This window comes from Anaerolentibacter hominis (assembly GCF_032380675.1).
Lineage (GTDB): Bacteria > Bacillota > Clostridia > Lachnospirales > Lachnospiraceae > Anaerolentibacter > Anaerolentibacter hominis.
In genome coordinates this window covers 108,119-133,936 of record NZ_JAWDIX010000002.1, presented here as the reverse complement: position 1 = coordinate 133,936, position 25,818 = coordinate 108,119, and the positions used below count along the sequence as shown (strand labels likewise).

Sequence of the window (25,818 nt, the reverse complement as noted above, 5' to 3'; positions counted from 1 at the left end):
TTCTATTTATCAACCCCCGCATATCGCAGGCTTGCCTGCGATACTGCACGAATCAGTAGTTTAAAACTGCTTTTGTTTCCAACTTAAACTGCCATACATTCATAAAGAAATGCGGGTCCTGAAGGACCCGCAGCCATTCTATCTACTGTGCTTTTCTTCTGCCGCTATCCGGGATATTCGGGACAGTGGGAGTCTGTGTAGTTCCACTGTTATCCGATGTATTCAGAGACGCTTCATCCGCCAGCACAACCTGTACATCCGATTCTTTATATTCACCTTCATCACCTCTGGCAATCGTGATCGTAACGGTAGTCCCGGCTTTATAACCGTTTACCCGTTCCTTCAAGGCTTCCATACTGTTTACAGCAATTCCATTCACTTTGGTAATGATATCGCCGACCTTGATCCCGGCCTTGTCTGCCGGTCCGCCATCCACGATAGAATAGACACTGGCTCCTTCCGGCATATGATAATATTTAATCATATTATCCTCCACGGTATTTCCGGTAATTCCCAGATAACCCCTCTCCTCGTCGGTCAGCTTCTCCCGCTCCATCAGATCTTCAATAATCGGCATTGCACTGGAAATCGGGATCGCATATCCCATTCCTTCTACCTGCTCATCTGCGTACTTAACAGACGCAATTCCGATTACCTCGCCTTTTATATTCAACATCGGTCCGCCGCTGTTTCCGGGATTGATAGCCGCCCCGGTCTGCAGCAGTGTCATCTTCCTGCCGTCAACCTGTACCTGCCGGTCTCTGGCGCCAATATAGCCCACGGTTGTTGTCTGTCCGTAGCCAAGGGCATTTCCGATTACAATTGACATTTCGCCCACTTTAACCGCATCTGAATCTCCCAGAGCAGCCACCTTGATCGCATCCAGCGTTTCCTGCTCCATATTGCTGGTATCCAGAGATAAGACAGCCAGATCTGCTGCAGAATCACTGCCTTTCACAATAGCTTCCGCTGATTTTCCATCCACAAAAGTGACGATAATTTTATCTGCGCCCTTTATCACATGGTGATTGGTAATAATCAGAAGTTCATCGTCATTCTGCCCTGCTATAATACCGCTGCCCGAGCCGCTTCCCTCCTGGGTATACTGCCTTCCGAAGAAATCAATAACCTCGGTAACCTGGCTTGAGATAGAAACCACACTTGGCAATACATTCTCCACTACCTGGGGAACAATCTGGTTATCACTGCTGATATCCTCAAGAATTGGCGTTGTCTCCAGTTTTTTCGCCGGCAGATTGGAAGCTTCTCCTTCGTCCTCCTGATCCTCCGATTGCTGCAGAGGCGCATCATTTTTCCGGTCAGCCATTTTCTCCACCGCCATCTTGCCGCCCCAGAAAGCAGCTCCCGTCAGCGCACCGAAAAGAAGCGCACCGCACACAAATAAAACAATTTTTTTCATGACACCACTTTTCTTTTTTGGTTCCTTCGGCGAAGGGGCGGAAGACAGCATCGCACCGTCAGTTTTATTCCCGTCTGATGAATTAGATTCGATATGAAAATGATAGGGATTCTCTTCCTTTCCAGCAGAAGTTGTCTCTGTGCCGGCTGCGGCACCGGACTGCTGTGCCTCCGAAGAAGTCACATTGCTGCCTGCCGTATCCTCAACCGGCCTGTTTTGCACAGGTTCGAAGCCGACAAGCTGAAAATTCACGTTTCCCCCGATGGCTGGATCTTCCTGTAAATCTGAATTCACCCCGGTCTGATCTGGCTCTGGTCCCAAAGTCCCCTGATTGTCGAAAGATTCTTTATTTTTATTCTTATCCTCTTCCGTATTCATATATGTCATTCCTTTCTCTACTTGTCGTTTAAATGGCACTACCATTTCTTTATCTTGCTGTCTCTCTCAGACACACTGCCGTATCCCATACGACAGACTTTTCCTTGTGTTTCGTATTCTAGCAAGTAATTGTGTTTAGTCTGTGAAGATAGAGGATAAAATATGAAAAGTACCAATGTATTATTTGGCAGCAAAAGCCTGTTGTCGTTTTAATACAACACCGTACGTCCGCAACAGACGCACATTAGGAATGTTCTATTCTGTCTAATACTTCCTTTATATGGAAATATTCGTAATATAAAGGAAATATTAATATTTTTAATAGTAGAAAAACCAATTTTTTTGTATTATAATATCCGCATAAACGGATTAAAAAAAGGGAGTCCCGGACGGACGAATGGGAATTCGACGGGACGCGGCTCACTTTTTGTGAGCGTCTGCGACGGAACCGACAGGTTCCGCTCCGTTTATGCGGATAGTTCCCGCACACGGATTAAAAAAAGGGAGTCCCGGACGGACGAATGGGAATTCGGCGGGACGCGGCTCACTTTTTGTGAGCGTCTGCGACGGAACCGACAGGTTCCGCTGCATAAAAACACAAAAGGATGAAAAAGTACGGACAGAAGTAGGTTTTACTTCTTCTTTTTTCGTGTCCGCAAACGGCAATGTATAGATATGACAGATCATATCCTTCTGCCGCCTGTGTTCTGCAGGAATTTAATAAAAAATAACATCGGGATAGATTGAAAGTCCTATTTAGAAAGGTTTTTCTCATGATAAAAGATCACCAACGGTCATTAAACCATATTCATATTTTAATAGACGCCATACTGATCGCGCTGGCATTTATTGCGTCTTATTATCTGCGTTTTTTCAGTCCGCTGCGTCATCTCCGCTTCTTCTGGATAGAGCCGGGGACTTTCTATGGCCTTGCCACCTACTGTAAAATCTTATTTTATCTGATTCCCGGTTATCTTTTTATTTACTATATCTGCAACCTCTACAGTCCGAAACGTTCCCGTAGAAGAAGGCTCATCGCTTCAGATGTATTAAAGGCCAATTTCCTGGGGCTTGCATATTTTACATTCGTTCTTTATTTTATGAAGGAAAATGATTTCTCCAGAAAGTTCATGTTTGTTTTCTTTCTGATTAACTGCATTTTCAGCTATTCCTTCCGTGCAAGTCTGATCCGTATACTTCGTTATTATAGAAAGAAGGGCTATAATTTAAAGCATGTCCTTATCGTTGGATACAGCCGTGCCGCAACCGCTTATATCGACCGGGTCATGGCCAATCCGGAATGGGGTTATTATATCCATGGTATTCTGGATGATAACCAGGAACGCGGTACAGAGTATAAAGGGATTATGGTTCTGGGAGCAATTGATAATCTGACGGAAATACTGCCGGAAAATAAACTGGACGAGATTGTCGTGACACTGGGCCTGAAGGAATATGAGAAGCTGGAAGATATCGTAAAGCTCTGTGAAAAATCCGGAGTCCATACCAAATTCGTACCGGATTACGGCAATATGATTCCGACTATTCCTTATATAGAAGATCTTTACGGCCTGCCGGTTGTAAATATCCGCTATGTACCTCTGACCAATATGGCAAACCGTATTATAAAGCGGATGATGGATATTGCGGGTTCCTTATTCGCAATTATCCTGTTCTCCATCCCCATGCTGCTGGTTGCCATTATTATAAAACTGACTTCTCCGGGCCCGATTATATTTAAACAGGTTCGGGTAGGTCTTCACAATCGGAACTTCAATATGTATAAGTTTCGGTCGATGGAAGTTCAGGATGCCTCCAAGGAGAAAAAGGCCTGGACAACCCTGAACGATCCCCGCGTAACCAAAATCGGTAAAATAATACGTAAAACCAGCCTGGACGAACTGCCTCAGTTCTTCAACGTATTAAAAGGAGAAATGAGCCTGGTAGGCCCCAGACCGGAGCGTCCGTTCTTTGTGGAGAAATTTAAGGAAGAAATTCCCCGCTATATGATTAAACATCAGGTTAAGCCGGGTATTACCGGATGGGCGCAGGTAAACGGCTATCGCGGCGATACATCGATCCGTAAGAGAATTGACTGTGATCTTTACTATATTGAAAACTGGACACTCAGCTTTGACATTAAAATACTGTTTTTAACCGTCTTCCGGGGGTTCGTCAATAAAAATGCTTACTAATAACACCGTCATACGTTAAGACAGGTTCACCGAATTACACCGCTGCAAAATATATTTTTGCAGCGGTCTCTATTTCAACTGACTTCAGAAAGGGACATACTATGGGTATTATACGAAGAAAACACAGATCTATCTTATCGGTCGTGCTGGAAATCATTTTTATACTGGTGATTCTCCTCATTATGTTTATCGTATTTAAGCTCTTTCAGATACCGAAAGCAGATATTCCGGCCGATGCTGTCATCACCAATGATTTATCCGAGAAAACGGAACAAAATCTGGAAGATTATCAAAATATTGCTCTCTTTGGTGTGGATTCCAGAGAGAACGAATTAAAACAGAATACCAGAAGCGATACCATCATGGTTGCAAGTATTAATAAAAAGACCAAGGAAGTGAAGCTGGTCTCCATCTATCGTGATACCTACGTCTACATTGATAATGAGCATGGGTATAACAAGATCAACCACGCCTACTCCTACGGCGGCCCGGAGCTTGCCATTAATACCATCAATCAGAACTTTGATCTGAACATCACCGACTTTATCACGGTCAATTTCAATTCACTTGCTGAAATTGTGGATGCGCTGGGCGGTGTGACGATTGATATTCAGAAGGACGAAATCAAGGAAGTAAACCGCTACACCAAGGACGTAGCCAAAATCCTGGATAAGAAGGGCGGAAAGATTAAAGAGGCCGGCTCTCAGAAACTAAATGGTGTTCAGGCCACAGCATACTGCCGGGTACGCAAAACAAGCGGCGGGGACTATCGGCGGTCTGAGCGGCAGAGGGCGGTCTTATCCGCCATTGTGGACGAAGTGAAAAAAGCGAATCCGATCAAGCTTTTATCCATTATCAACACTGTTTTCCCCCATATTTACACGAGCTTGTCGGTAAAAGACATCCTCTTCATGGCGCCAGGTGCATTTTCTTATAAGCTGGTTTCCACCGAGGGATTCCCTTTTGAAAAGGAAGGACGAACCGTTAACAAAACCTCTTATGTATTTCCTCTAAAATCATTGGATGAAAACGTTTCAAAGCTGCACAAACACCTTTTTGGTACAAAGAAGTACTCTCCATCCTCTCAGGTAAAATCCTACAGTAAAAAGATTTCACAGGTATACAGTACTGGTAAATAGCACCAGACGCAATGCAAGCCTCAGAATTTAATTTCCGAGGCTTGTTTTTGATTGCAGCTGACGGCTCAAGAAGGTGCCGTTTATACAGCATATTCTTTTCGACTTTAAACCAGAGCCTTTTCCAGTATTTCCTCTATCTTCTCCGGATGAGCTTTTTCCACCTTGACAGCCGTAGCCTCGCTGCCCGGACTTACCATTTCTTTCAGCACATCCAGTTCATCTGTCTTTGACGTATCCATGCCGCACACATATATGACAACCTGTTTTCCTGCAAAGGAATGACCCTTTAAATAATTCTGCAGCGGCAGGGACGTCTGTCCCATGTAAACCGGTGTTCCAAACATAAGCAGATCATACTCTTCCGGCTGATAATTTAACTGATCGGAAACATAATTAACCGTCACCGTGTAACCCTTTTCCTGCAGTTTCTTTGCAGCCAGATCTGTCACCCTTCTCATGGAATTATGTCCGGATGGGTGCCAGAGAATCAGCGCCTGTCTGCTGCCCCCTTCCAGTCTCCTTTCCTCTGACCGGTTCTTTCTTTGTAGCAATCGGAGAAAATGTCTGAAAAACAACATCATACCTGCGATAATCATCGCTAACACAATCACAATACCTAATAAGATTTTCATATTTTTATCCATGCCTTTCCTGTTTCAGCCCATTCGTCAGTGGGAAACGAGTCATATGCAAAAAGTAAAACGATTTCTGACAACCATTTACCCTTCCCGATGAAATGTAATATCCGACTTTTCTTTGTCTATTGTTTCGAAAATACGCAGGAACACTCTGCATACTACTTCCATATCTTCTTTTGCTATGTCATGAAACAGCCAGCCAAGCAGTTCATCTCCATATTCTTCAAGCTCCCTAAAATACAGGTACGACTTTTCCAGAAGTGATACATTCACAGCTCTCCCGTCGGTCTCAGACGGCTCAATGGATACAAATCCCTTTTTCCTCAGGGATTCCAGCATTTTCTTAACATTCTGTCTGGTTGTTCCTGACAATGCTGCGATTTCGTTATAGGTATATCCGCCTCCCTTTTGACTGCCGCTTATCAGTACCAGAAGAAACCACTGTTTTAGCGTAATCTCCTCCAGCTGGTTATCACATATTGTCTGGATCTGATTGCTAAGCCGCAGAATACTACCAAAGAAAAACTCTTCCTGGGTCACATCCAACTTTAAACTCATGTGCTTCCTCCTTTATGCAACCTGTTGCTTTATTATATGCAACAAGTTGCATATTTGTCAAGAATAAAATAGCCTGCCGGATGACTTACCTATAGAACAAAGAATACCACTTGCGGTGGGTTGCTCTGACAACACGATTCCTTTCCGCCGCAGTGCAGTCCCCCTGAGAGTTTTATCCTATAGGATAATAAAATAAAGATGGATCACGTGGCTAAATGATCCATCTTCACTATTTTTGTTTGATCGGACTGGGTGGGATCAGTATATTGCCTGTAATACAAGCAAAGGAAAACCACTTCATACTAAAAAAGATCGTTTCCTTCCTCTAATCGCTATAATGTCCCCTGCATGCGATAATCACCACCACTGTACTATCCGCAGCCGCATAAACAAGCCTATATTCGCCATTAATACGCCGGCTCCAAAATCCGGACAAATTACCTTTCCGTGGCTCTGGCTTCCCTATCCCTTCAAATGGATTCCGACCTATATCTTTTACAAGCTGATTAATCCGTTTCAACATCTTTTTATCCTGTGCCTGCCAATACAGATAATCTTCCCAAACGTCTAAATCCCACTGTATCAATCGTATCTACATGTTATTCCTCAATCAATTCATGATCAGCCAAATTCAGTTGTCCTGCCTTATAATCTTCCATTTTCTTTTCCAGATAACTCATATTACTTTCGGAGTAGAAGGGGTCAGCTGTCAATTCAAAAGGTATTTGACGCTCTCAGGCAACTTTTTTCAAAAAGACAATGATCGCCGTTGACATACTCAGACCAATATCATCAAAGGCCTGCTCTGCTCTGCGTTTCACATCATCATCAACGCGCACACAGCCCATGCAGGCTGTGACCAATGTACACTCCGCACGTCCACCATGACGGCTAAATTTCAATCCATACAGCCCATGCGGGCTGTGACGATCCGGAAAAACTGGAGATAATAGCAGACATGATATTTCAATCCACACAGCCCATGCGGGCTGTGACAGATTCTGTCCCAGCTCCACCATACTGATTCGAGATTTCAATCCACACAGCCCATGCGGGCTGTGACAAGCAGCGGAGCTTAATCCCTCCGGAGGCCAGGGAATTTCAATCCACACAGCCCATGCGGGCTGTGACGTTTTTTGTATGTGTGCAATTTTGATATACGTTTTATTTCAATCCACACAGCCCATGCGGGCTGTGACCTATTACAGCCCCAATTGAAATGTTCAAAATAATAATTTCAATCCACACAGCCCATGCGGGCTGTGACATCCATTAGCGTTGTTTGATCCATGAACATTCGATTTCAATCCACACAGCCCATGCGGGCTGTGACGGCATCCAGGCGTGCGGAGCTGGCAGAAAAGTGTATTTCAATCCACACAGCCCATGCGGGCTGTGACAGCAAAACAGCACAAAACCTCTTTCCTTTCATGCCGTTTCTTTGTCTATAGTATACAACCATTTCCTCTTTCCGGCAATGAAAGACTTCCTCACAGGTCCGATTTTCGCTATTTTCCGGTGCGAATGTCCCGGGGATTTCATGTTCACTTGGGGTTCGCACCAGCCGCTGCACTTACTCCTGCTCCATCGCCGGCACGTGTCGTGACCCTCTTATTGTGACCAGAAGCTATGAAGGACCTGTCCAATTGACTGTCGGTTCACCTGCTGGTATGGAAACCACTCTCTTGGAAACAGCTCCTGATACTGCCGGTTCAGGAAACGCTCGTCCAACAGCAGCACCGCTCCCCTGTCATCCATCGTCCGTATTACCCGGCCGGCCGACTGTAACACCTTATTCATTCCATTGTACAGATAGGAGTAATCAAAGCCGGCCTTTCCATTCCGATCAAAATACTTGCGGAACAATTCCCTCTCATTACACACCATCGGCAGGCCGGTGCCGATAATCACGGCCCCAATCAGCCGGTCCTCCCGCAGATCAATGCCCTCCCCAAATATTCCACCCATGACACAGAACCCTATTTTCGTTTTCGTCGGCTGTGTCTCAAAGGCTTCCAGGAATTCTTCTTTCTCCGTTTCCGTCATATTGCTGTGCTGAAGCAGAATTTCAAACTCCGCGTTATCCTCCATCAGCTCATAGACCTCATTCATCAGCTGATAGGAGGGAAAGAACACCATATAATTTCCCAGCCTGGCCTGGGCAAACTTGTGAATGTACTCTGCAAACTTGCCGTATTCCTGAGCAGAACGCCGGCTGTAACGGCTGGTCACATCCGCTCCCACCATCACCAGCCTGCGGTTCGGATCAAAGGGGGAGGGCGCATAGACAGCGTAGTCCTCCTCTGTCCCCGACAGCTGCTCTTTATAATAATGGATCGGAAGCAGTGTGGCGGAAAAAAATACGGCGCTCCTCCCCCTGTTCAGGACCTCCGAAAGATTCCTGGAGGGGTCCATACACTGCAACTTCAAATGAAACCGTCCATCCTCATCATAATCTGTATATATCACATATTTCTCATCCATTATTTCATAGATAGCCAGGAAATGCCGGATATTAAAATATAGCTGAATGATTTCTTCTCTCTCTGGAAATGCCGGATTATCCCGCAGATATTCTTCATAGACCGCGGCCAGATTCATCAGATGGAATATAAGATCCCCAATGGAACTTATTTCTTCAAATTCCTCGCACTCCCGCTTCATCCCCAGCAAGTCCGCGTTGCACAGTTCCAGGGCCTTGGTCATCTTCTTGCTTTTCATTTTCATGATCCGCTTCACAGCCAGAAAGTCTTCCTTGTATAACTCTTCACTGAACATTTCCCTGGCCCGCTCCACCAGATTGTGAGCCTCGTCGATCAGGAAGACATAGTCATTTTTCTTCTCCCCTGCAAAGAAACGCCGCAGATAAACCACCGGATCAAATACATAATTGTAATCACAGATAACCGCATCTGAGAATAATGATACATCAAGGCACATTTCAAAAGGGCATACCATATGCTTTTCGGCATATTGAAGCACGCTATCCCTGGATATGGCGTTTTCATGGGTGAGCATATCGTAGATCGCATCATTTACCCGGTCATAGTGCCCCTTGGCCCGTTCGCAGGTTCCCGGATTGCAGTCCGGTTTTTCCAGCACACATACCTTGTCTTTTGCAGTCAGTGTAATGACTTTCAGATCTGCGCCCTGCTCTTCCAGCAGCCGGAAAGCCTGCTCCGCCACCGTCCTGGTACTGGTCTTCGCAGTCAGGTAGAACAATTTCTCAGTAATCCCCTCCCCCATTGCCTTGACGGCGGGAAATACCGTGGAAATCGTCTTTCCAACCCCGGTAGGAGCCTCGATAAACAGCTTCTTTTTCCGGAGAATCGTCCGGTAGACTCCCTGGGCGAGCTCTCTCTGCCCTGGCCGGTAGTCATAGGGAAACACCAGATTCTTTATGGACGCATTGCGCGTTTCATTCCAGCGCAGCTGCCAGTAAGCCCATTTTCCATATTCCGCCGTCAGGCTGTCAAACCAGCCCTTAAGTTCGCTGAAAGTAAATTCCTCGTGAAAGTATTTTATTTCCTCCGTGGGGATATGGCAGTAGGTCAGCCGGATGCCGATTTTGTCCAGTTCCTTGTCCCTGGCATAGATATAGGCGTAACACATAACCTGAGCCCGGTGCAGCGGGTCCGGCTCCTCAATCGTATACAATTCCCGGTAGACTCCCTTAATCTCATCAATCCAGGTCCTGTCATCCCGCTCAAAGATACCATCTGCTCTCCCCTCCACAGAGAGTGTAAATGGAAACTCTTCTCGCTCAAACGGAACCTCAATTTTCATGGAAACCTCAGCCTGGTAGTCACTGCCTCCCAGACGCTGCAGCTTCCGGTGAATTTTACTTCCCATCTGCATGCTTTCCACAGAGCTGCCCACCATACTGCCGCTCTCCAGATCTCCGGACCGCAGGATAAATTCCACCAGACTGCGCACAGAGACAGTAACGCATCTATTTGCTTCTGTTCGTTCCTCCGCCATTTCCGTGCCATCCTTTCTTTTTGTCCTGTTCCGCCAGCCTATTAGTAAACAAAATGCAAAATTTCTATTATTACAAAGTTAGCAAGTTACATAGGAAAGTTTGGAGAACTTTCCTATGTAATGATAAACAAGGCATCCTGGAAACCTCTCCCGGATGCCTTCTGTTACAGGTTTTATAGAAATTCCGTGTACGACTCATCGTCATCCCCGTATAATCCATTCTGATATCCCCTGGTCCAATCTATATTCTTCCCGTTTTTCTGCTTTCCATGAGCTTTTACCGGACGTTCCTTTCCGTCATGCTCCTGTTTTCTCTGCTTAACTTTCTTTTCCCTTTCCAGGCGCTTCATTACTTCGATCTTATCTGCCTGCCCTTCATCCTCACCGGATGTCTTTCGAACGTCTTTCTTTACCGTTTTGCGGGCAAATTTTTTTTCTTCGTCTCCATCTTTATCAAAAAAGCGGTCCTGATGAAAAGGTTTGCGCTTGTCTCCGGCACCTCCCCGGTATCCTCCTTCCGGCTTGTTGCGGCCGCCAGACTGATACTTGGCACCACTGCCGTTCGGTCTGCCCTGTCCTGGTCTGTTCTGTCCCGGCCTGTTTTGTCCCTGGCCTGGTCTTCCCTGATCCATCCTGTTCTGTCCCGGTCTTCCCTGACCGGAGCCGCCGCCTCGAAATTCCTTGTACTTGCCGTTTCTTGCTTCCGCAGTAACCACGGGTTAATTCTCCTTCCTCTCCCGGGCGGTCCATCCTCTCGCCATATGACGGCAGACTGCCCCTGATAAACAATAACTACCGAGCCCCATAATATAGAGAACGCAGTTTCCTATATCATAACTACAAAGCGTTATGACTGCCTCACGGGGCGTTGTGCACTCCGCGCATAGGTGCAGCCCTAACGGACCGCGCACTCCGGCACGATATAATGTTTGACAACATTATATCATAATTAAAGGACTCTACTCTACATTTTATTAATAAATTACCCAAAGTCAATATTTATCTTAGATTTTCTTGCATTTTTGCAATGGTTCTGTTACATTCTTAGTAATATGGCAGATGGGTCAAAAAAAGTACAGCATCGCCGTAGGAAAAGTCCTCCTGATTGAGGAGCTAATTCAAAACATAGGGAACGTATGGACACCGTATCTTCCCACTAATACGAACCGGAGATTAAAGGAGATTAATTATGAGTCACGAACATGACTGCGGCTGTGGCTGCGAACACGACCATGAAGAAGAAATGACAGTCACCCTCACACTGGATGATGACACCGAACTGGAATGTGCCGTTCTGAGTATCTTTTCTGTGAAGGAAAAAGATTATATCGCTCTTCTTCCGATGGCAGAGAATGAAGAAAATGAAGTTTATCTCTATCGTTTTATTTCCAAAGGTGATGAGGAACCGGAACTGGAAAATATTGATGACGATGAAGAATACGAGGCAGTTGCTGATGCATTCGATGAATTGCTGGATGAAGAAGAATTTGACGAAGTATTCGGAGATGACGAGGAAAATTAATAGTTCCTGTTCAGCAGATAATAGTATGAGCCGCAGACAGATAATCTGTCTGCGGCTCATTTTCATTTCTCGATCAGAGTGTCAAAACAGTGCTTTGCACTGGCTCCTGCATAGTACCAAGGGTGCCTTTGACACCCTGATCTTTCTGAAAATAAAGGCGGCCCGTTACATTAACGGTGCGATCAAACGCAGCACTCTGCCGCACAGCTTCTTAAACCAGTGCAGTTTCCGGCAGTCCTCCACCGTCACCAACTGTGATTTTGCCAGAGTCTCCTGGAAATCTCTCTCTACGTCAGCCACCACATCGCTTTGGTACATATAGGCGGCACACTCATAGTGGAGATACAGGCTTCGGTAATCCAGGTTAATCGTACCCACCACAGCCTTCTCATCATCCGATACAAAGGATTTGGCATGGACGAAGCCCGGCGTATATTCGTAAATCTTCACGCCATAATCCATCAGCTCCCGGTAATATGTCTTTGCCAGGACAAATGCATACCATTTATCCGGTATGTGGGGCATGATAATTATGACTTCAACTCCCCGTTTTGCAGCAAAGGTTAAGGCCTGGATCATCTCATTATCCAGAATCAGATAGGGCGTCATGATGTGCACGTAACTGGTAGCCGTATTCAGGATGCTCATGTAGACCAGCTCAGCCAGATTCTCTTCATTATAAGGGCTGTCCCCGTAAGGCATCACAAAGCCGGATGCCCCTTCCGGCACATAGGAACCGGCCGGAAGCAGGTACTTACCAAAGTTTTCCTCCCCTTCCCGCTCCGTAATATTCCACATCTGCAGAAACATGACCGTCATACTTCTGACAGCGTCGCCCTCCAGCATAATGGCGGTATCCTTCCAGTGCCCGAACCGTTCCTTCTTATTGATATACTCGTCGGCCAGATTCACGCCCCCGGTAAATCCCACCTTTCCGTCGATCACCAGTATCTTCCGATGATCCCGGTTATTCTGATAGGTAGAAAGCGCCGGCTTCACCGGCGCGAACATTTTGCATTTAATCCCAAGCGCCTGCATCTTCTTCGGATAGCTGTACGGAAGAAGAGATATCCAGCAGGTTCCGTCATACATAAAACGGACCTCCACCCCTTCCTTCACCTTTCGTTTCAGAATCTCCAGAACCGAGTTCCACATATAGCCTTCTTCCACGATAAAGTATTCCAGAAAAATAAACCTTTCAGCCTTCTCCAGCTGGATCAGCAGCTCTTTAAATTTGTCTTCACCCACCGGGAAATAAGTCGCCTTTGTATTCTTATAGACCGGATAACCCTCGTAATTGCGCAGATAGCGGGCCACCCCGGACAACTGCTTGTCCTTCTGCTCCAGCTCCGCAAAGACACCTTCATCCTGCAAAAGGCAGGGCCTGGTTTCCTCGATGAGCATCCGATAGTGCCGTTTGATCAGATTAGTCTCAATCTGAAGGCTGATAAATAAATACAGAAGCGCACCAAACACCGGTACAACCAGTATAATAATCATCCAGCTCATTTTCATTGCCGGATTCTCCCGCCGGTTCAATATGTAGACCACCAAAATTCCTGCAAAAATGGTGAGCACCGTATAGGCCGCCACCATATGAGTCAGTTTGGTGAACATAAAGGCCAGAAAACCAACCTGCAGAGCCAGCAGCAGAAATACCACAAAGATTCTGCTGAATATTACGTGAAATAACCCCTTTTTCCCCTTTTTGACCTGTTCCTTCATGTTACTTTCCATACGTTTCTCCCTTGTATATCCCTATTACCCCATCAGTTCCAGTATCTCCCTGACAATTTCCTCCTTGGATTTTCCATCTGTTCTGACTACAAAGTCTGCCGCCGCCCGGTAATACGGCTCCCGCTTCTCCATCAATCCCCTGATATAGGGTACATTCATATGATCATTCAAAATCGGTCTCTCCCGGCTGGACCGGACCCTCTCCAGAATACTATCCGGCTCCGCGGTCAGGAGCACAATTCTGCCATTTCGTTTCATTGACTCCACATTCTGCTTCCGCAGCACGATACCCCCTCCGCAGGAGACGATTTTACCATCCAGCTGCCCCTCCAACTGCTTCAAAATACCGGTCTCCACATCACGGAAATAGTCCTCTCCGTCGGTCTCAAATATATCGGCGATACTTTTGCCCTCCTGACCGACGATCATGGCATCCGTCTCCACATACTCCATCTTTGTGCGCTCGCTCAATATTTTAGCGATCGTACTCTTGCCGGACCCCATAAATCCGATTATAAAAATGTTCATCTGTCTGACCTCCCACACTGCACCGGGAAACATTCACCCGTTCCCGCAAAATCCATATATCGAAAGAAAGCCCTAAGATTACACAAACAACGTGTACAAATCCTAGAGCTTTAAGTCCTATAAACCATCTGTTGAACGAATATTAGACTCTCTTTAAATATTCACCGGTTCTTGTATCGATGCTGATCTTATCGCCCTGTTCTACAAACAGAGGAACATAAACGGTTGCTCCGGTCTCCACCACTGCCGGCTTCGTTGCTCCGGTAGCCGTATCACCCTTAAATCCAGGCTCGGTATCCGTAATCACCAGCTCTACAAAGAGCGGAGGTTCAATTGCAAAAATATTACCATTGTGGGAAAGCATCTTCACCATCTCGTTCTCTTTTACAAATTTCAGAGAATCACCGACTGCATCCTGTGTAAGTGCGAACTGATCATAAGTTTCCACATCCATAAAATTATATAAATCAGAATCTGCATACAAATACTGCATATCTTTTCTCTCAATATGAGCCTGGGGACATTTCTCTGTAGGACGGAACGTTCTCTCGATCACGCCGCCATTCTTGATATCTTTTAATTTTGTTCTGACAAAAGCAGCGCCTTTACCCGGTTTTACATGCTGAAACTCAATTACCTGATATACGCCGTTATCTAATTCAATCGTTAAGCCGTTTCTAAAATCTCCAGCTGATACCATATAAGATACTCCTCCTTAAAATTCTCTACCAATTAGTGTATAATAGTTTTTTTCTTTTTTCAACTCTTTTTTGGCAATTCTTATAATTCAATCAGGTATTTTGGGGAATTTGTGAAGTTTATGCAGCCATTTTCCATGACCGCCACCAGATCCTCAATTCTAACTCCTCCGAATCCTTTTATATAAATTCCTGGCTCCACAGTTTCAATCATACCCGGTTTCAAAACCGTAAGTCCGCTTTTTGACAAATTAGGCAGTTCATGGATTTCAAGACCCACTCCGTGTCCCAGGCCATGTCCGAAACAGTCTCCATAACCGGCCTCTGTGATCACCTTTCTCGCCACATCATCCACTTCTTTTCCGGTAACACCCGCATGAATAAAGGCCAGCGCCTCTTCCTGCGCCTTCAATACCAGCTCATATATCTCCTTCTGACGCTCACTGGCTTTCCCAACTACTATGGTACGGGTCATATCGGAACAATATCCCCGGTACTTGCAGCCGAAATCCATCGTCACAAAATCGCCTTTTTCAATCTTTTTTCTACCCGGTTTTGCATGGGGCATAGCAGAATTAAGACCGGACGCCACAATACTGTCAAAACTCAGAGCTTCCGCGCCCTCTGTCTTCATAATATACTCCAGCCGTGCGGCCACTTCCAATTCAGTCATTCCAGGCTTTATATAAGATACTATCTGCTCAAAGGCCATATCACCGATTGCCTCAGCCCGCCGTATACACTCCAGTTCCTCCTCCGTCTTCACCATACGCAGCTCATCCAGTTCAGACCCAATCGGCACCAGTTCTTCTGCGTCCAGCTTCTCCTTCAGCATGGAATAAGAACTGAACAAAACCCTCTGTCCCTCAAACCCCAGCCGCTTTACTTTTTTCTTCATACAGGCGTTAATCGCCGCGGCATAACCGGCCGCCGCATCCACAACCGTATATCCCGCCGCCTCCTGCTCTGCCTGAACGGTATACCGGGAATCAGTCAGCACATATCTGCCGTCCTCAGTCAGCAGCAGAAAGCCGGTACCTCCGGAAAATCCGCTGATATAACGCATATTTGCTTCCCCGGATACCAGCAGGGCATCCATCTCATATTTTTCCATTACTGCCTTGAGCATATTTTTCACGTTAACGCTTCCCTTCTCAAATCTGCCGCATTGCTGCTGCCTCAGATAAAAGCCCTGCCGGACTTAGTTTTCTCTACTCTTCCGATAAAAATGCAGCACAATCCGCTCTAATTTCCTCTTTAAAACAATCTGAATTTCCTCTTTCGGTGATATGGGCTTAACAAGGATGCTGCGCATCCCCATTCTCTTTGCTCCCCATACATCGGTAAAAAGCTGATCCCCGATAAAAACCGTGTTCGAAAGCTCTGTACCCATCACTTTCATTGCTCTCTCGTATCCGCTCCTTGCCGGCTTATGGGCATTATAAATATAAGAAACTCCGGCATCCCGGTTAAACCGTTCCACCCGTTCCTGCTGGTTATTCGACAGAAGGCAGACGCCAAACCCCAGGTTCTTGAGACGTTTCATCAATTCAACAGACCGGCGGCTTGCATCCGCCCCGTGCTCCACCAGCGTGTTGTCAATATCAAAAATAATTCCCCGGTAACCTTCTCTGAACAGTGCCTCGTAATCAATGACATAAGCAGAATCCAGGTATTCATCCGGATAAAAAGTTTTCAGCATAAAAACCCCCATTATAATAAAAATGAAGAATGAAGAGTGAAAAATGAAAAATACTGTGCCGGACACAAAAAGAAGAATTAGAGGTTGAAAGAATTCTTCCAACCTCTATCCTTATTCATTCTTCCTTCTTAATTCTTCCTTATTTAAACCTCATACCGGTCGAATTTCTTCATGTAATCCACAACCTGCTCCATGCTCTGTACGGCTGTGGTGGAACCGATGCCCTGCACGCTGATCGCGCCTACCGCGGATGCAAAATTAGCACTCTGCTTAAAGCCCAGACCGTTTACGATTGCGGTGGCAAAGCCTGCCATGTAGTTATCCCCCGCACCGGTTGTATCTACACAATCCGTCGGGAATACCGGCATAAAGAACGACTCTTTCTCATTCTTGCAGTAACAGCCTTTGGAACCCAGTTTAATAATTACGTTCTTAACCCCCCAGGAAAGGATGATGTCAGCCATCTCCTCCGGATCACTCTTTCCGGTCAGCTCCTCCGCCTCAATTTCACTTGGAGCCAGATAGTCTGTATATTTAAAGATCTCCTTCATATCATCCAGAGACTGATTCCGGCTGTTGGTTACCATATCTACAATCGTAACAACGCCGGCTTCCTTCGCCGCCTTCAGATAATCCGCCAGATTTTCATCCAGCGCCTGCGCGATGTGCAGACTGCCCACACTCACTACCTTCACCCGCTTTAACAGATCATAGTCCAGATCGCTCTTCTCACCAAAACCCCTGCTGCGATGGGATAGTACGACGAAATGGCGTTCTCCGTCCTCACGGATCATTACAATATTGGTTCTGGTCGGCGCTTCCTTCCGGAATACCACATTACCGCAGTCCACACCGTTGTCTTCCATGTATTGAACCAGCTGATGTCCGGTTCCGTCATCTCCTGCTTCCGTACCCAGAATAACCTTTACACCCAGTCTTGCCATGATAGTAGATTCGTTGGCTGCGTCGCCCCCTACGTTTGTTTTCATGCTGTCAACGCGGGCCACCTCATGCTCGAACAGCGTCGTCGGTACAGGCTGTACCAAAAAGTCACAAACCATTCCGCCGATACACAGCACATCATAATTCTTGTCCATCCCAATTACTCTCCTTTAAACTGTTTTTAATATCTGCCATGAGCTTTCATCAAATTGATGACCTGCTCCATGTCCCTGATTCCTGTCGTCGTTCCCATAGAACTGACTGCAATTGCTCCCGCAGCACTGGCAAAGTCTGTACAGCGTCTGATATCCCAGCCTCTAACCGCTGCTGTCAGAAAAGCCGCTACAAAGTTGTCCCCTGCTCCTGTGGTGTCAATACACTCCGCAGGGAAAGCCGGTACGGAAAAACTTCCATCTCCGTTTCGGATATAACACCCATCCGGACCCAGCTTCAGGATAACGTTTTTCACGCCCCATTCAAACAAAGTCTCTGCCATCTTCTCCGGATCAGATTCTCCGGTTAAAAGCTCTGCCTCCACCTCGTTGGGGAAGAAATAGTCCAGATGAGGCAGAATTCTCTTCATGTTCTCCAGCCATCCATCAAAATGATTCACCATCATATCTCCGGCTGTCAAAACACCCAGCTCCCTGGCTCTCTTTAAATAATCCGGCAGACGCTTATCCAGCTCCGGATACATCATCATGCTTCCGATACTCACCGCTTTTGTTTTCTCCAGCAGAGAGTAATCCAGCTCCCGGCTGCCATATCCGGTTTCGGAAAGAGGTGTTATAAGTGCATGCCGGTCTCCGTCATCACAGATGGCAAGCACGCTGGTCTGAGTTCTCATTCCCTCTCTGACCGCAATATGGCTGGTATCAATCCCAAACCCGTTCAGGTAATCCATCAGCTCCCGGCCCGTACCATCGCCGCCGGCCTCCGTCACAAGTGCAACCTTATTGCCCAGTTTTGCCATGATTACCGCTTCATTCGCAGCATCGCCGCCTATATTATTCTCCATTGAGTCCAGTATGTAAGTATCATGATTATAAAAATCCTTCGGAACCGGCTTCAGCAGAAAATCACAGACCATGCAGCCGACGCACAAGATATCATATTCTTTCTCCATGTCCTCTCCTTTACATCCACCGATTGTTTTCTTTCATCACGCTGATCACCTGATCCATATCCTTAAGCCCGGTGGTAGCGCCGATGCTCTGCACCGCAATGCTTCCTGTCGCACAGGCAAAATGGGCACATTTCTTCAGGTCCCAGCCCATTAAAACTGCGGTCAGAAAAGAACCGGTAAAGTTATCCCCTGCTCCGGTGGTATCGATAGCCTTAGCAGGAAAAATCGGTACGGAAAATTCTTCCGCAGCGTTCTTTACATAGCAGCCTTTTTCACCTAATTTAATAATCACATTTTTCGCGCCCCAGGAAAGCAGGCAATCCGCCATCTCCTTCGGGTCCTTCAAACCGGTCAGCTCCTCCGCCTCACCCTCGCTGGGAATCAGATAGTCCAGCTGAGCGATAATTTTCTTTGTCTCCTCAAGAGGCTGCTTTGTCAAATTGCTCACCATATCGGCCGATGTAATACATCCGGCTTCCTTCGCCGCCTTCAGATAGTCCGCCAGAGCCGCGTCCAGGCCTACATAGGCGTGAATACTTCCCACGCTGACCATTCTGGTATCCTTCAGCACATCATAATTCAAATCATCTCCGCCGAACTCATCAAATTCCATAGGGAAGATCAAAAAATGCCGTTCACCGCCCGCCTCAATATTGACGATATTCGTCCTCGTTTTCTTATTCCCGCGAACCACCACATTACTTATGTCCACCCCGTTTTTCTCCAGATAAGCCAGAACATCTTTCCCGGTAGAATCATCTCCCACCTCGGAGGCAAGCCCTACTTTCATGCCCAACTTCGACATAACAACAGACTCATTGGCCGCATCACCGCCCACATTCGTCTCAATCGTATCAATAAAACACGCATCCTTCTGAAACATGTCCACAGGCACGGGTTTGATCATAAAATCGCAGACCAAACCGCCTACGCACAGCACATCAAATCTTTTCTCCATTACCCGCACTCTCCTTTATTCTTGATACCGTTCCCACTGGCCGGAAAAATCGCCAAATTTAAGTTAATATTACCATAGCTTCCCGCTTTTCGCAAGAAAATCCATCCAAATTGGACAAAAGAAATAGGCAAAAAGCCAAACATCCGTGCGGCTTCCGAACAGGTAAATTTTGACAGCGCCTGGGCATCCTGCAGACTGTCCAGGATAATGAAAGGCGAAGCTTCCCGGAACATTTCGGGTCTGCTTCGCCTAACATTTTCAAGTACGCCTCGGTGTACTTGCTGCGAGCCGCACGTCATGCTTTGCATGACATAATACATCTGTGCGGCTCTGCAATCCGCCGGAGGCTTTATCTTGGAAGGAGACTGGGCTCCCACCAAGACAAATTGGTTATTTACTCACCACCTATAAAGGTGGGAGTCTTATCTACTTCCATGATAAACTAACTTTCAAGCTTAATCTTCGATATATCTGCCGGCCGCCTTCATTACATCAAATACCTGTTCCATGCTCTTAACGCAGGTAGTAGCACCTACGCCCTGCACTGCAATGGAACCTGCCGCGGATGCAAAGGTAGCACACTTTTTCAAACTCCAGCCCTTTAACACACCGGTCAGGAAACTTGCGACGAAATTATCGCCCGCTCCGGTGGTATCAACAACCTTTGCCGGGAAAATCGGTACACGGAATTCTTCTTCCGCATTCTTAACCAGGCAGCCTTCTTCTCCTAGTTTGATTACTACATTTTTAATACCGTAAGAAAGCAGTCTTTCCGCCTGTTTTTCAGGCGTATCCTCTCCGGTCAGCTCCTGTGCCTCAATAAAGCTTGGCAGCAGATAATCTGTGTTGGCAAACACCGGCATCAGATCCACTTTCTTCTTGGTATTGGTATTCATCATCAGATCGGCAGCTGTAATAACGCCAGCTTCTTTTGCCGCTTTAAAATAATCGGCAAGTGCTTCATCCAGTGTAGGCAGAATATGGATACTGCCAATGGCTACCATTCTGGTATGCTTTAACATTTCCAGATCCAGATCGTCTCTGCCGAATCTGCACTGTTCTCTTCCATAAGAAAGAAAACTGCGGTCGCCGTTGGGCTGAATCATAACCACGCTGGTTCTGGTTCTGCCATGCAGAATAATATTGCTGGTATCTACGTTGCTCTCATGCATATAGTCCAACAGTTCTTTGCCGGTAGCATCCTCGCCGAGCTCTCCTGCCAGGCCTACCTTCATGCCGTAACGTCCGAAAATAATAGATTCATTTGCTGCATCGCCGCCAAGCTTGGTATCCAGCGTATCAATATCACTCTTATCTGCATCAAAAATGAATTTTCCAACCGGACGGATCATCAGATCGGCACACATTCCGCCGATACACAACACATCCAAATCTTTGTACATTGTTATTTTCCTCCCTGTTCCTGCCATCCCATTTTTGCCGGAGGCTGCCATCGCTCGCTCTACATACAACAAGGCCCGCGGACCGCGAGCCTTGTCTCTTTCACCATAGGTTTTTTCTCAAAGAAACATTCCGGCCTGTGCCGCGCTTCATTGAAAAACATCCCTGTTTATACTTCCGCTATGTAATTATAATAAATAATTACAGATCAGCGTTTTCATCCCAAGGCATATGGAACTCTGTTTTCTCGATGCTTCCGTCTGCTTTGCCGGAGGATTTGAACAATCTCATATAATACTGGCATTTCTCCTGAATACCATCCCAGATGATCTTCATCATATCCAACGGATATAATTTCTTCTCGCTGCTCTCGATAGCTTCGTAAACTTTATCTCTTGCGTTAGCCTGGTTATCTGTGAATACGTTGATCTTATTGATACCGCAGTCAACAGCTGTAGCCAGATTCTCATCGCCTGAACCGGAACCGCCGTGAAGAACTAACGGCATTTTCAGTAATGCTTTGATTTCTTTGATACGGTCAAAATCGATAACCGGTGTTCCGTGATATTCGCCATGAGCGGTACCAACAGCGATAGCAAGAGCATCAATGCCGGTAGCGTCAACGAACTTCTTAGCTTCTTCCGGATCGGTTAAATGGTTACCCGGGTTGCTCATATCATCACCCTGGCCAACATGTCCGATTTCAGCTTCTACAGAAATGCCTCTGCCGTGAGCGATATCAACGATTTTTTTCGTTCTTTCAATATTATCTTCTAAAGAATAAACGGAGTTATCTGTCATTACAGAAGTAAATCCGTTAGAGATAGCGGAAACAATTACTTCAAATGTAAATCCGTGATCCAGGTTAATGCAAACCGGAACCCAGGTTGCTTCACACATGGGGCTGATTTCCTGAGCTAATGACTCTCTCTTGATGTAGCTTGCAAGATGTCCCTCAGCAATGTTGATGATTAATGGAGATTTCTCAGCCTCTGCTGCCTTGATCAGGCATCTTGCTGATTCATAGTTATAGCAGTTTGCTGCGATAACTGCGTAATTTCTTGCATTTGCGTCCTTCATCATGTCCGCTAACGTTACTAACATAATTCTATTCCTCCGATTTTTTAAATTATGAATAATTTGTTACATTTTCATTGTATCACATTATGATCATTTGAAAAGTCTTTTTTAATTTTTTCGATATTATTGTACAGATTGCCAAATGGGTCTCAATAACTTCTCAATAGCTTGACTTAATGCACAAAAAGCCATATTATTTTGGTAGCAACTTATGAAATATATCCAAACACAGGAGGAGTATGAAATGGCAATTTCTAAATACGCAACCGGACTTGCGCACATCGGTATCCCCACCAACGACATGGCAGCAACCGAAGAATTCTACACATCTCTGGGATTCACTGTAGCTCTGGAAACAGAAAATCCGGATACTGGAGTAAAAATAAAATTTTTCCAGGTTGGCGACCTGCTGCTGGAATTTTATGAAAATCACATGGCAACCGGTACATATGGGGCGATCAATCATATCGCTGTTAATGTAACAGATGCTTCTGCCGCGCTGGAAGAGATGAAGGCTGCCGGCTGCTATACCCTGATCAACACCGAGCTGCAGTTCCGCCCTTACTGGGACAACGGCTGCCAGTTCTTCAATGTAGAAGGACCCAATAAAGAAATCCTGGAGTTTAACCAGCTGCTGTAAAAATCTTCGGAATGGGGATTAATCTGTATGAAAAAATCACAGTTCATAGAACTGTGATTTTTTTCGTATAACTGCGCCAGTCTTTAAAGCCAGACCGCTTTTATAATCATCCAGATTACCAGCAACCAGATGACTATAACCGGTATGGCATAATACCACCGTTCAGGCCTGCCGTCTTTCCACATATCTGAGGAGAGCATACGGTTGCGTTCCCATATCTCTTCTGGTATCAATTTGATGGTGAGCGCTATCAGGACAGGCAGCAAAATCAAGTCATCCAAATAGCCAAGAACAGGGATAAAATCTGGTATGAAATCAATAGGGGAAAGCGCATATCCAACTGTAATACCAGCAATCAGCTTTGCGAAAAGAGGGGTATCCTTATCTTTTAGAGCCAGAAAAACCGTTGGTATATCCTGCTTTAATTTCTTTGCACGTTCCGTTATTTTCATGATTTTTTCTTTCTGTAATGACGAACCACAGCGCCGGCCGCAATACCGGCCAGAGATATAACAGTCCCCGCCGGGATCATCGTAAACCGAGGCAGATTTATTTTATCAAAGGCAGCCATATTCGCGGCGCTGAAGGTTGCATACTCCGCCAGCATATACATAATTCCAAATGCTGCCGAGCCGAACCACTTACCTCTTCCCCAGTAATTATTTTTCCCGATCACGAGGGAAATCACAAATGTTGTAACCGGAAGCAGGACCCACAAAAACATCAGACTATAGCCCATACCATCAGACCCATCCGTAAAAAACCAGAATACAATAACTGCGGCTGTCCAGATCGCAAGATAGGTTACCAGAAGGATCAATCTGGAAAGTCTGTTTTTACTCTCAACTACATCCGTACTGTCCGCAAGATAATCCAGATAGTCTGACATAGGCTTTTCCTCCCTTAACAGGTGATCAAGGCTGATCTTATACAGATCACTCATCCGCACCACACTTCGGATGTCCGGGTACGTCTTTTCATTTTCCCAGTTCGAAATGGTCTGTCTGCTCACACCCAGCGCTTCTGCCGCCTGTTCCTGGGTAAGATCTGCATCCAGGCGCGCATGTTTAATTCTGCTGCCGATATCCATCCCTTTGACCTCCCTTCATCTGTACTTCTATTATGACAGCAACCATCTGGATTCGTCTATCAAAAGCCTTTGTCTTACCGCCTTTCTCATCGTCAAAATCCTTTTACATCGTCAAAATCCCCTTACTTCCGGCTCCAGCTGCGGCAAGGTTCCGCTCACAAGGTTCTGTCCGCAGCCAGACGGATCATCAATTGGTTAAATCGTTCCCGTTCACTCCACTGAGGAAAGTGGCAGGATTTTTCAAACCAGAAGAATTTCTTCTCGGACTCAATCTGATCAAAAAATTCCTTTGCAAGGGCCGAGGATACGTGACTGTCATAGCGCCCTTCGACCAGCACAACAGGGACTTGAAACCTGGTTAGTCCCTCAAAATTCACTCCCATCAATTCCTGCCACAAAAACCGGATCGCCTGCAGGCTGCCCTTTTGCCGCCGGATCAGGTCTGCAATGGAATAATACTTTGTAAATAGAAACGGCTTTACCAGATCGTTATAATTGGTACGTCCATAGAGAGAGCCCCCGTGCTTTACCACCTGTCCTGTGACAAAGAGCAGTTCATCCAGCCAGTTGTCTCCCGTATAAGTGCAGTCAATTTCTTTTAACCGCACCAAAGCCTTTTCGTCAGCATGGGCGAGGGCAAATTCATAGGCCGCTCTGCTGGATTTTATCATATTCACCACCTGTCCGCAGCCCACGTAAGTCCTTACCATTTCCGGGTGTAACTGAATAAAACGAAGACCCAGCACACTTCCCCAGGAATGTCCCACCAGAAATAAGGAATTCTGATGAAACCGCACTAACAGATATTCTGCCAGTTCATAGATATCCTGCAGAAAATCATCGATCGTGACTGTACTGTCAAATTTATAGTAGGATTTGCCCGCACCGCGCTGTTCCCACACCGCAACCGTAAAATGCTTCTCCAACTCTCTGTTATATTTCATGACCAGCGGAAGTGCGGCATCGCCGGGCCCGCCGTGCAGATAGAGCAAAAGAGGCGCATTTTCTGCCTCTGAGCGTACCGAAATATATTGCGGTACGCCGTTTAATGCTATCCTTCTCTGTTCATTGATATACATGATTCACAACCTTCCGTCCCAGTTTTTTGATCCATATTCTCCGCTGTTTCTGCATCCAGCAATGTCCGCAGCTTAAGAAGCAGTGGATTGTCCATAAAAAGTGTTTTCCCATATGACAGGTTAAACCGATAATCAAAATCAGCTGGATTTTTACCCTGATTATGCTGAATAATCGTCTCAGCCTTATCCAGTGCCTTAACCAGTTTAGCTTCTGCGGAGGTATTATCATTGTATTCCTGCCATAGCGCCAGCAGATAGTCTCCCTGTTGCTCCGGAAGCAGCGACAGAACACGCAGAATATCCTGTTTTTCCACAGCATGTTTTTCAGCCTCGTCCGGCTTCAATACTGCTGAAATATCTCCCGAATACAATTCTCCCAGATCATGTACCAGGCACATCATAAGTGTTTTGGCCAAATCAACCTCAAATGAGGGGGCAAACAGTCCCGCCAGCAGTGCCAGACGCCAGGAATGTTCCGCTGTGCTTTCTCTGCGCCCGGTGGATGTCCATGCCTCCCGCACAACCGATTTCAAACCTTCCGCCTGCTTAATAAATTCAATTTGTTTTTCCAAATCATTCATCTGTTTTTTCCCTTATCCCTTCTATCCAAACTACGCGTTCTTTCCTGTTTCTCAGTGGTATAACAATAGTCCAGGCTTCCGGCCTGACCGATTAATCTTTCTTTTGATTCTAAGTTCTGCCTTGACAAATGTCAAACAATGCATACAGACATATTTTTTATCATGGAAGTAGATAAGACTCCTACCTCAATACGTGGTGAGTAAATAACAAATTCGTCATGGCGGGAGCCCAGTCTCCTTCCAAGATAAAGCCTCCGGCGGATTGCAGAGCCGCATAGATGTATTATGTCATGCAAAGCATGACGTGCGGCTCGCAGCAAGTACGCTGAGGCGTACTTGAAATTGAGCACATTTACACCGAAATTCGGTCAAAGATCTGGAATCTTTTTCGTTTTACGCAAATATGCTTGACAAAATGCTTACAA

The 25,818-nt window shown here is 46.0% G+C and carries 26 protein-coding genes and 1 CRISPR repeat array; of the genes, 4 read left to right on the top strand and 22 right to left on the bottom strand.

Annotated elements, in window-relative coordinates:
- Window positions 1-142: 142 nt before the first annotated feature.
- Window positions 143-1,798, bottom strand: a complete 1,656-nt coding sequence (locus tag ABCW47_RS09820; RefSeq protein ID WP_343209748.1) for a S1C family serine protease — start codon at window positions 1,796-1,798, stop codon at window positions 143-145.
- A gap of 773 nt (window positions 1,799-2,571) precedes the next feature.
- Here ABCW47_RS09820 and ABCW47_RS09815 point away from each other — a divergent pair.
- Window positions 2,572-3,993, top strand: a complete 1,422-nt coding sequence (locus ABCW47_RS09815) for an undecaprenyl-phosphate glucose phosphotransferase (RefSeq protein WP_343209747.1) — start codon at window positions 2,572-2,574, stop codon at window positions 3,991-3,993.
- A gap of 101 nt (window positions 3,994-4,094) precedes the next feature.
- Window positions 4,095-5,132: an LCP family protein gene (locus tag ABCW47_RS09810; protein WP_343209746.1), complete on the top strand. Its 1,038-nt coding sequence runs from the start codon at window positions 4,095-4,097 to the stop codon at window positions 5,130-5,132.
- A 104-nt stretch (window positions 5,133-5,236) separates the two neighbouring features.
- On the opposite strand, the gene ABCW47_RS09805 is transcribed toward ABCW47_RS09810, so the two are convergent.
- The 6 genes from ABCW47_RS09805 to ABCW47_RS09785 all read right to left on the bottom strand — a co-directional run bounded on the left by ABCW47_RS09805 (window position 5,237) and on the right by ABCW47_RS09785 (window position 11,025).
- Complete coding sequence (locus tag ABCW47_RS09805) at window positions 5,237-5,764, bottom strand: flavodoxin family protein (protein ID WP_343209745.1); 528 nt, start codon at window positions 5,762-5,764, stop codon at window positions 5,237-5,239.
- An 87-nt stretch (window positions 5,765-5,851) separates the two neighbouring features.
- Window positions 5,852-6,328, bottom strand: coding sequence for a MarR family winged helix-turn-helix transcriptional regulator (locus ABCW47_RS09800; RefSeq protein ID WP_343209744.1), 477 nt, complete (start codon window positions 6,326-6,328; stop codon window positions 5,852-5,854).
- Between the two features lie 325 nt (window positions 6,329-6,653).
- Window positions 6,654-6,914 (bottom strand): Txe/YoeB family addiction module toxin, encoded by a 261-nt coding sequence (locus tag ABCW47_RS09795; RefSeq protein ID WP_425516069.1) that lies wholly within the window; start codon window positions 6,912-6,914, stop codon window positions 6,654-6,656.
- Window positions 6,915-7,062: 148 nt separating this feature from the next.
- Window positions 7,063-7,176, bottom strand: a complete 114-nt coding sequence (locus ABCW47_RS15135; protein WP_425516078.1) for a type II toxin-antitoxin system RelB/DinJ family antitoxin — start codon at window positions 7,174-7,176, stop codon at window positions 7,063-7,065.
- A gap of 47 nt (window positions 7,177-7,223) precedes the next feature.
- Window positions 7,224-7,728: a CRISPR direct-repeat array (repeat unit 33 nt; unit sequence ATTTCAATCCACACAGCCCATGCGGGCTGTGAC).
- A gap of 211 nt (window positions 7,729-7,939) precedes the next feature.
- Entirely contained in the window at window positions 7,940-10,309 is a 2,370-nt protein-coding gene (locus ABCW47_RS09790) for an ATP-dependent DNA helicase (protein ID WP_343209743.1), read from the bottom strand.
- A gap of 173 nt (window positions 10,310-10,482) precedes the next feature.
- Window positions 10,483-11,025, bottom strand: a complete 543-nt coding sequence (locus ABCW47_RS09785) for a hypothetical protein (RefSeq protein ID WP_343209742.1) — start codon at window positions 11,023-11,025, stop codon at window positions 10,483-10,485.
- A 473-nt stretch (window positions 11,026-11,498) separates the two neighbouring features.
- Here ABCW47_RS09785 and ABCW47_RS09780 point away from each other — a divergent pair, with 473 nt between their 5' ends.
- Window positions 11,499-11,831 (top strand): DUF1292 domain-containing protein, encoded by a 333-nt coding sequence (locus ABCW47_RS09780; RefSeq protein ID WP_343209741.1) that lies wholly within the window; start codon window positions 11,499-11,501, stop codon window positions 11,829-11,831.
- A gap of 165 nt (window positions 11,832-11,996) precedes the next feature.
- Here the strand turns inward: ABCW47_RS09780 and cls are convergent, their stop codons facing one another.
- From cls to ABCW47_RS09725, 11 genes are all read right to left on the bottom strand, one after another.
- The gene (gene cls, locus ABCW47_RS09775) at window positions 11,997-13,568 is read right to left on the bottom strand and encodes a cardiolipin synthase (RefSeq protein ID WP_343209740.1); all 1,572 of its coding nucleotides are present in this window, start codon (window positions 13,566-13,568) and stop codon (window positions 11,997-11,999) included.
- A gap of 24 nt (window positions 13,569-13,592) precedes the next feature.
- The gene (locus ABCW47_RS09770) at window positions 13,593-14,096 is read right to left on the bottom strand and encodes a shikimate kinase (protein ID WP_343209739.1); all 504 of its coding nucleotides are present in this window, start codon (window positions 14,094-14,096) and stop codon (window positions 13,593-13,595) included.
- A gap of 142 nt (window positions 14,097-14,238) precedes the next feature.
- Entirely contained in the window at window positions 14,239-14,796 is a 558-nt protein-coding gene (efp, locus tag ABCW47_RS09765; RefSeq protein ID WP_343209738.1) for an elongation factor P, read from the bottom strand.
- 80 nt (window positions 14,797-14,876) lie between these two features.
- Window positions 14,877-15,923: a M24 family metallopeptidase gene (locus tag ABCW47_RS09760; protein WP_343210052.1), complete on the bottom strand. Its 1,047-nt coding sequence runs from the start codon at window positions 15,921-15,923 to the stop codon at window positions 14,877-14,879.
- A gap of 72 nt (window positions 15,924-15,995) precedes the next feature.
- Complete coding sequence (locus ABCW47_RS09755; protein ID WP_343209737.1) at window positions 15,996-16,496, bottom strand: YqeG family HAD IIIA-type phosphatase; 501 nt, start codon at window positions 16,494-16,496, stop codon at window positions 15,996-15,998.
- 143 nt (window positions 16,497-16,639) lie between these two features.
- Window positions 16,640-17,593, bottom strand: coding sequence for a carbohydrate kinase family protein (locus ABCW47_RS09750; protein WP_343209736.1), 954 nt, complete (start codon window positions 17,591-17,593; stop codon window positions 16,640-16,642).
- Window positions 17,594-17,619: 26 nt separating this feature from the next.
- A complete protein-coding gene (locus ABCW47_RS09745) occupies window positions 17,620-18,564 on the bottom strand; it encodes a carbohydrate kinase family protein (RefSeq protein WP_343209735.1) in 945 nt (314 codons plus the stop codon).
- Window positions 18,565-18,574: 10 nt separating this feature from the next.
- On the bottom strand, window positions 18,575-19,522 hold the full coding sequence (locus ABCW47_RS09740; protein WP_343209734.1) for a carbohydrate kinase family protein: 948 nt from the start codon (window positions 19,520-19,522) through the stop codon (window positions 18,575-18,577).
- Window positions 19,522-19,842 carry a hypothetical protein gene (locus ABCW47_RS09735; RefSeq protein WP_343209733.1) on the bottom strand — a complete coding sequence of 107 codons (321 nt, stop codon included), beginning with the start codon at window positions 19,840-19,842 and terminating at the stop codon, window positions 19,522-19,524. The genes ABCW47_RS09740 and ABCW47_RS09735 overlap by 1 nt, the downstream gene beginning before the upstream one ends.
- Before the next feature lie 135 nt (window positions 19,843-19,977).
- The gene (locus tag ABCW47_RS09730) at window positions 19,978-20,925 is read right to left on the bottom strand and encodes a carbohydrate kinase family protein (protein ID WP_343209732.1); all 948 of its coding nucleotides are present in this window, start codon (window positions 20,923-20,925) and stop codon (window positions 19,978-19,980) included.
- Window positions 20,926-21,124: 199 nt separating this feature from the next.
- Window positions 21,125-22,027 carry a class II fructose-bisphosphate aldolase gene (locus tag ABCW47_RS09725; RefSeq protein WP_343209731.1) on the bottom strand — a complete coding sequence of 301 codons (903 nt, stop codon included), beginning with the start codon at window positions 22,025-22,027 and terminating at the stop codon, window positions 21,125-21,127.
- 220 nt (window positions 22,028-22,247) lie between these two features.
- On the opposite strand from ABCW47_RS09725, the gene ABCW47_RS09720 reads away from it, so the two are divergent.
- Window positions 22,248-22,643, top strand: a complete 396-nt coding sequence (locus tag ABCW47_RS09720) for a VOC family protein (RefSeq protein WP_343209730.1) — start codon at window positions 22,248-22,250, stop codon at window positions 22,641-22,643.
- A gap of 83 nt (window positions 22,644-22,726) precedes the next feature.
- Here ABCW47_RS09720 and ABCW47_RS09715 read toward each other — a convergent pair whose 3' ends face one another.
- The 4 genes from ABCW47_RS09715 to ABCW47_RS09700 all read right to left on the bottom strand — a co-directional run bounded on the left by ABCW47_RS09715 (window position 22,727) and on the right by ABCW47_RS09700 (window position 25,393).
- Window positions 22,727-23,095 carry a YkvA family protein gene (locus tag ABCW47_RS09715; RefSeq protein ID WP_343209729.1) on the bottom strand — a complete coding sequence of 123 codons (369 nt, stop codon included), beginning with the start codon at window positions 23,093-23,095 and terminating at the stop codon, window positions 22,727-22,729.
- Window positions 23,092-23,733 carry a helix-turn-helix domain-containing protein gene (locus tag ABCW47_RS09710; RefSeq protein ID WP_343209728.1) on the bottom strand — a complete coding sequence of 214 codons (642 nt, stop codon included), beginning with the start codon at window positions 23,731-23,733 and terminating at the stop codon, window positions 23,092-23,094. Before ABCW47_RS09710 ends, ABCW47_RS09715 begins: the two co-directional genes overlap by 4 nt.
- Before the next feature lie 155 nt (window positions 23,734-23,888).
- Window positions 23,889-24,812, bottom strand: a complete 924-nt coding sequence (locus tag ABCW47_RS09705; RefSeq protein ID WP_343209727.1) for an alpha/beta fold hydrolase — start codon at window positions 24,810-24,812, stop codon at window positions 23,889-23,891.
- Complete coding sequence (locus ABCW47_RS09700; protein ID WP_343209726.1) at window positions 24,785-25,393, bottom strand: HD domain-containing protein; 609 nt, start codon at window positions 25,391-25,393, stop codon at window positions 24,785-24,787. The genes ABCW47_RS09705 and ABCW47_RS09700 overlap by 28 nt, the downstream gene beginning before the upstream one ends.
- Window positions 25,394-25,818: the final 425 nt, after the last annotated feature.

Coding starts and splice junctions, on each gene's coding strand:
- ABCW47_RS09780 (WP_343209741.1), top strand. CDS start 11,499: ATGAGTCACGAACATGACTGCGGCTGTGGCTGCGAACACGACCATGAA.
- ABCW47_RS09810 (WP_343209746.1), top strand. CDS start 4,095: ATGGGTATTATACGAAGAAAACACAGATCTATCTTATCGGTCGTGCTG.
- ABCW47_RS09815 (WP_343209747.1), top strand. CDS start 2,572: ATGATAAAAGATCACCAACGGTCATTAAACCATATTCATATTTTAATA.
- ABCW47_RS09705 (WP_343209727.1), bottom strand. CDS start 24,812: ATGTATATCAATGAACAGAGAAGGATAGCATTAAACGGCGTACCGCAA.
- ABCW47_RS09750 (WP_343209736.1), bottom strand. CDS start 17,593: ATGGACAAGAATTATGATGTGCTGTGTATCGGCGGAATGGTTTGTGAC.
- ABCW47_RS09755 (WP_343209737.1), bottom strand. CDS start 16,496: ATGCTGAAAACTTTTTATCCGGATGAATACCTGGATTCTGCTTATGTC.
- ABCW47_RS09735 (WP_343209733.1), bottom strand. CDS start 19,842: ATGTATTATGTCATGCAAAGCATGACGTGCGGCTCGCAGCAAGTACAC.
- ABCW47_RS09790 (WP_343209743.1), bottom strand. CDS start 10,309: ATGGCGGAGGAACGAACAGAAGCAAATAGATGCGTTACTGTCTCTGTG.
- ABCW47_RS09720 (WP_343209730.1), top strand. CDS start 22,248: ATGGCAATTTCTAAATACGCAACCGGACTTGCGCACATCGGTATCCCC.
- ABCW47_RS09760 (WP_343210052.1), bottom strand. CDS start 15,923: ATGCTCAAGGCAGTAATGGAAAAATATGAGATGGATGCCCTGCTGGTA.
- ABCW47_RS09805 (WP_343209745.1), bottom strand. CDS start 5,764: ATGAAAATCTTATTAGGTATTGTGATTGTGTTAGCGATGATTATCGCA.
- cls (WP_343209740.1), bottom strand. CDS start 13,568: ATGGAAAGTAACATGAAGGAACAGGTCAAAAAGGGGAAAAAGGGGTTA.
- ABCW47_RS09770 (WP_343209739.1), bottom strand. CDS start 14,096: ATGAACATTTTTATAATCGGATTTATGGGGTCCGGCAAGAGTACGATC.
- ABCW47_RS09820 (WP_343209748.1), bottom strand. CDS start 1,798: ATGAATACGGAAGAGGATAAGAATAAAAATAAAGAATCTTTCGACAAT.
- ABCW47_RS09740 (WP_343209734.1), bottom strand. CDS start 19,522: ATGGAGAAAAGATTTGATGTGCTGTGCGTAGGCGGTTTGGTCTGCGAT.
- efp (WP_343209738.1), bottom strand. CDS start 14,796: ATGGTATCAGCTGGAGATTTTAGAAACGGCTTAACGATTGAATTAGAT.
- ABCW47_RS09730 (WP_343209732.1), bottom strand. CDS start 20,925: ATGTACAAAGATTTGGATGTGTTGTGTATCGGCGGAATGTGTGCCGAT.
- ABCW47_RS09745 (WP_343209735.1), bottom strand. CDS start 18,564: ATGGAGAAAGAATATGATATCTTGTGCGTCGGCTGCATGGTCTGTGAT.
- ABCW47_RS09715 (WP_343209729.1), bottom strand. CDS start 23,095: ATGAAAATAACGGAACGTGCAAAGAAATTAAAGCAGGATATACCAACG.
- ABCW47_RS09700 (WP_343209726.1), bottom strand. CDS start 25,393: ATGAATGATTTGGAAAAACAAATTGAATTTATTAAGCAGGCGGAAGGT.
- ABCW47_RS09725 (WP_343209731.1), bottom strand. CDS start 22,027: ATGTTAGTAACGTTAGCGGACATGATGAAGGACGCAAATGCAAGAAAT.
- ABCW47_RS09800 (WP_343209744.1), bottom strand. CDS start 6,328: ATGAGTTTAAAGTTGGATGTGACCCAGGAAGAGTTTTTCTTTGGTAGT.
- ABCW47_RS09710 (WP_343209728.1), bottom strand. CDS start 23,733: ATGGATATCGGCAGCAGAATTAAACATGCGCGCCTGGATGCAGATCTT.
- ABCW47_RS15135 (WP_425516078.1), bottom strand. CDS start 7,176: ATGGGCTGTGTGCGCGTTGATGATGATGTGAAACGCAGAGCAGAGCAG.